This window comes from Elusimicrobiota bacterium (assembly GCA_040757695.1).
GTDB lineage: Bacteria > Elusimicrobiota > UBA8919 > UBA8919 > UBA8919 > JBFLWK01.
Window position 1 is genome coordinate 1 of record JBFLWK010000122.1, and the last position, 4873, is coordinate 4873.

Below are 4873 nucleotides of genomic sequence, written 5' to 3' on the forward strand. Positions count from 1 at the left end.
TTTCCAAAATCGTTGTTCCCCTTCCCTTTGCTCCATATTGCCCTTTTTTTGTCTCAGGATGTTCTTTCTCGTATATCTGTTTTCTTTTTAATAACGCTTCTGCTAATTCAACAGGGTTGAAGTCCTTCCGTTTCAAATTCTCTTGAAGTTCAATATCAAACTCATCAAGTTCTGTAGTATTGTTAAAAATTGTCGCTTTTATTTTCTTCCAGCCGAGATTTCTTGCTGCAATAAGTCGCCTGTAACCAGTAATCAGTTTCCCAGAACTGTTCACCGCTATCGGATGGAGCAAGCCGACATCACCAATGCTGTTCTGCAGTGACTTAATATCACCTAAATCTTTTCGGAGCCGTTCTTTAACAATAATTTTTTTAATATCTATCTCGGTCATTTAATAACTCGCTCGTCTGCTACTTATATTCACTGTGTAATCTGTCACGATTTGTAAAAGTCATAATATCTCTTTGGGACGGAAATTTTTATCTGATCTTTCTTTCTGCTTGTCTATCCATTCTAAGAGTTCATCTTTTTTAAACCGCCACAACCGACCGAGTTTGAATGCTGGTAAATCTCTGTATTTGCGTATCCAGTCGTGTGCGGTCTCTTGCGAGATTTTCAAAATAGCACAAAACTCTTTTAATGTTAAAAGTTCATCCATAAATCACCAGAAACAATTTATCTATCGACACATTTAAACATTTTGCTAATTTTCGCTGACAGATTATTGATGGTGTTACTCTTGATTTTTCTATGAGATATAAATACTGTCTTGTATAACCAGTTTCCATTGCTATTGTTTTAAGTGATTTTTTTGACCGCTGACGATAACAACCAAATTTTGTTGTTGAAATCTTTGGAATAACAATTTTTCCTGAATTTATCGGGAAAAGTTTATCTATGGAAACTCCAAAAATTTCAGCAATACATCTCTTGAAAAATTTACTCGCTGTATCTTTCCCTAACTCAACTAAGTTTATATGCTGAATTGAATAACCGGATGCTTGTGATAATTCTTTAAGTGTTATTCTTTTTTTCAATCTATATTCCCTTAAACGATTCATTTTTTGAAATCATCCTTTTCAATTCTATTTACCTCAAAACCGATTTCCCCCAATTCTTTAATCATCATTCCTGTAAATAACCGGGCGATATGTTCCCCTACATCGGTAGAAACATCAATAACGCATTGCGGTTTGCTTTCGGAAATATAATAAGATGTGTCTGTTCTAACTTTGGATTTTCCAAAAATACATTCCGCATTAAAAATTGCCCACATAATGTGGCTCTCTATCCATTTCTGTTTAATATTTTTCTTAAAACTAAATCTACAGACGGTTCCCATTTGTTTTTTGCCCCTCATAACATATATACCCCGTTTTTTTCAAAAGTGTGTCATCTTTTTTAATCCAAGTATTTTTTCAAACCCTTGGCATAAAAAATTTTTCTGATGAGTTTGAGTTTTCTGTAATACGTTTTCCGAGATATTCTTAGAATTGAAATGATTTGTTTTATGGAATAGTTATTTTTAATAAATGAACAAAGATTTTTCTGACTTGCAGAAAGTTTATCAATGGTTTTATTTATATCGTTTCTTAAAAAAATTTTGTTTTCTTCATCTTGTAGGGTCATATCCTCTAATATATCACTTAATGTTTTGATTGACTCACTTTCATCGTTTGAATATTTTGATACCATCAATTGCTCTAATGATACCGTCTCAAAAATAACTTTTCTTTTATTTCTATTTTGGTCTCTATAAAGATTTTTTAGTTTTTTCCAAAGAATGTTTCTCATAAAAGTTTGCTCATTGGTTCCTCGTTCTTTTTGATATTTATTTCTTTTTTTGTCCCAATGTAGTAAACATTCTTGATATAAATCATCAAACTCAAAACGACCGTCTCTAAATTGTTTCAAAAACTCATTCACAACATTTTTAGTAATTGCAATTTCCCAGTTCCCAATTGATTTTTTCGTGAAATCTCCTTTGACCAAAAAAAAAGAGGCTGTTCACCTTGAGATAAAAATCCCAAGACAAACAGCCTCCAGTATCACTCCGGTCAGCTGAATATTATCTTATAATTTATCAAATATTAACATCTTCTTTATCAGTATTCGCAGACTGTGGAATACCATCTTGAATTTTCAATTCTATTAACCTATGAACATCCATTTCGCAACACCAGGTTATAAATTTTTTCCACCTATCAATCTTGTCCAAATTAACAATGCTTTTTGTATCCGTTGAAGATGATTTAAATCTTTTAATTATTTTTATGGTTTTTCTCGGCTCTCTCGGCTCTCCAGGAAAAATTATAACTCCCTTATCTAAAAAAATATCGCAAAATTCACAAAATTGATATTTCATCGCAGCACGAATTACATTTTCCCAACTTGGGTCTATATTTTTATTCATCTCACTAACTTCTTTTAATCAAATCAGGGAGTATTCTCAAGCATTCCCGACGGTGAATCATACATAATTCTCTCACTAATTAAGTTAAAAAGGGCATTGCCTATATGCATTTCAGTATAATCTTTCGCTGGAATTTGTATTTTTCCACATATAAAAAGACCATGATGATACAAATGTCTACATACCTCACAAATATCTCTACACTCTTCAATATATCTTCGCCACCCACCAGGAAAAGTATCTTTAAATTCTTCATCTTTATAAATAAGAACCCTTAAAATTATTTCATCATATGCACTGAACATAATTTTCCTTTTTACTTTTACAGGCGTAATAATTTTATATTCCACTGCTGTATCAAGAAGTTCTTTTGCTATTTCCGACCTTAAAATTTTTATCAAGTCTTTTTTAGAATATATGGGTTCTGTTTTTTCTTTTTTATTAAAAAGTTGATATATTTCCATATACCTGGATATAGCAAGTTCTTTTCTTACTTTATCCGCAGCCCAACCGATTGGTTCTTTTCCTTTTTTTAATTTTCGTATTTTTTCTTTAATCACTTTTATAGAATACCCACAGCGAGATAATTCTTTAATGTACCTTATCAGTTCTAAGTCGGCTTCTGTGTACAGTCGTTGCCCTCCCGGTGTTTTAGTGGGGGCTAATAAACCTTCGCTCTCCCAGTATCGTATCGCGCTCGCTGTAATATCAGGACACCTTTCAGAAAGGATATCCACAGTTTCACCAATTTTATTATATTCTTTTATTTTCAAAATCTCTCTAAGTGTATAAGGCCACGGCATTATCTTTACCTCTTAAAAATTAAACTATAAAATTTAATCACTTTAATTTTACAAAATCTATAAAAATTTGTCAAGTAAAAAATATGGAATTCGGAAAATAGTTGACAAAAACATTTTTATTTGTTAAAATAATTATGTTCGCTTAAAACTTCATAAAAACCAAAAGTTGCAATATCTACATGGATACCCTTAAAATAACCGATACACTCAAAACGCTAATACTTGATGGCTATCGTAAAGCGGGCATTTCTGAAAGTAAAATTACTGAAATTACAAATAAATGAGCCGAAAACAACTTGGTTCTATGATTTAAAAATTGGCGATAAACTTTTAGCAAAGAAAGATTTTAACCGTTATAATGTTACGAAAGATAAAACATATTTTATTACTGATGTGTTTGCAAACGAAATGGCGATAAATGTTATTACAATTAAAACAGACAAAGGGTATATTAGCCATAATGATGCATTGGAGCAGGAATGTGCATTGATGGAAATTTTTGAAAGACAAACTGCAATATAAGAATAACGGAAAATTATTGTGTCTTTTTTAATTAAACGAAATAAAGTATATCATCTCTGCTGGTATCAGGGCAAAAAGATATGCCCTGCCTGTAATGGTAAAAAAATTATTGATAATACAAAGTGTGAACGGTGCCGTGGCACTGGCGAGGTTTCTATTCTTCACAAAAAACGGCTTTCCGCTGATAAGCAAACAGCACTTGATTATAAAGCAGAACTTGATGTCAAACTCCGCAGAAGTGAACTCGGCTTACAGGATACCAAAAAGACATGGTCGTCTTTTGTTGAAGAATACTTGGCTTACAGTAAAACAAATAAAGCACCCGGAACCTACAATCTTGATAAATCTGCCTTAACTAACTTTACTAACATAATCAGGCCAACATCTCTTAAAGACATAACACCTCAGCAAATTGAAAGATTCAAACAGGAACGATTAAAACCTGTTAAACAAAAACAAAATAAACTTAATTCTCCCACAACTGTAAATATTGATTTTCGGTCTATTAAATCTGCGTTATCAAAAGCAGTGCAGTGGAGTTATCTTGAAAAAAATCCTGCTAAATATGTGAAAGATATTAAAATTCCAAAAGAAAAACCGAGATTTTTGAGTAATATGGAAATAAAAAAATTACTTAATTCTGCCGATGAATTAATGAGTTTAATTATCAAAATGTTGATTCATACAGGACTTCGTATTTCGGAGTTAATAAATTTACGGTGGGATGATGTTGACATAAAAAGAAAAGAGATTATTGTTCAAGCACACGATTGCTTCCGTCCCAAAAGTTCTCATTACAGGCACATACCTATTCCAGATACTTTTTTTCCAGAATTTAATAATCTCCGAAATAAAAAAGGATATGTTTTTACAAATGGGAGCTCTGAAAAATTGAAAAAACGTTGGTTGGAAGATAAATTCCAACAAGTAAGAATAAAATCAGGAATAGAATATTGTTCACTCCACGATTTACGACATACTTACGCAAGTCATCTTGCAGAGGCGGGTGTCGACCTGAAAAACGGCTATAAACACTATTTTTTTGAGATAGCTCGTCGGAGCCACTATAAAATATATTTGCAAATTCACTCAAATTAAAGGTTTGACCTTTAAAATCGCTCTTTGAATTTTGAAA

Annotated in this window: 9 protein-coding genes; 2 read left to right on the forward strand and 7 right to left on the reverse strand. The window is 32.0% G+C overall.

Annotation, left to right across the window (positions count from 1 at the left end; translation table 11 throughout):
- From AB1349_12750 to AB1349_12780, 7 genes are all read right to left on the reverse strand, one after another.
- Positions 1-391 (reverse strand): ParB N-terminal domain-containing protein (locus AB1349_12750; protein MEW6558195.1); only part of this gene is annotated, 391 nt, incomplete at its 3' end.
- Positions 392-451: 60 nt separating this feature from the next.
- The gene (locus AB1349_12755; GenBank protein ID MEW6558196.1) at positions 452-658 is read right to left on the reverse strand and encodes a helix-turn-helix domain-containing protein; all 207 of its coding nucleotides are present in this window, start codon (positions 656-658) and stop codon (positions 452-454) included.
- Positions 651-1061, reverse strand: coding sequence for a helix-turn-helix domain-containing protein (locus AB1349_12760; GenBank protein MEW6558197.1), 411 nt, complete (start codon positions 1059-1061; stop codon positions 651-653). Before AB1349_12760 ends, AB1349_12755 begins: the two co-directional genes overlap by 8 nt.
- Positions 1058-1360, reverse strand: coding sequence for a hypothetical protein (locus AB1349_12765; GenBank protein MEW6558198.1), 303 nt, complete (start codon positions 1358-1360; stop codon positions 1058-1060). The genes AB1349_12760 and AB1349_12765 overlap by 4 nt, the downstream gene beginning before the upstream one ends.
- Before the next feature lie 41 nt (positions 1361-1401).
- On the reverse strand, positions 1402-1992 hold the full coding sequence (locus AB1349_12770; GenBank protein ID MEW6558199.1) for a sigma factor: 591 nt from the start codon (positions 1990-1992) through the stop codon (positions 1402-1404).
- Positions 1993-2083: 91 nt separating this feature from the next.
- The gene (locus AB1349_12775) at positions 2084-2413 is read right to left on the reverse strand and encodes a hypothetical protein (GenBank protein MEW6558200.1); all 330 of its coding nucleotides are present in this window, start codon (positions 2411-2413) and stop codon (positions 2084-2086) included.
- 23 nt (positions 2414-2436) lie between these two features.
- A complete protein-coding gene (locus AB1349_12780; protein ID MEW6558201.1) occupies positions 2437-3216 on the reverse strand; it encodes a MerR family transcriptional regulator in 780 nt (259 codons plus the stop codon).
- A gap of 225 nt (positions 3217-3441) precedes the next feature.
- On the opposite strand from AB1349_12780, the gene AB1349_12785 reads away from it, so the two are divergent.
- Positions 3442-3738, forward strand: a complete 297-nt coding sequence (locus AB1349_12785; protein ID MEW6558202.1) for a hypothetical protein — start codon at positions 3442-3444, stop codon at positions 3736-3738.
- Between the two features lie 18 nt (positions 3739-3756).
- On the forward strand, positions 3757-4836 hold the full coding sequence (locus AB1349_12790; GenBank protein ID MEW6558203.1) for a tyrosine-type recombinase/integrase: 1080 nt from the start codon (positions 3757-3759) through the stop codon (positions 4834-4836).
- Positions 4837-4873 lie beyond the last annotated feature (37 nt).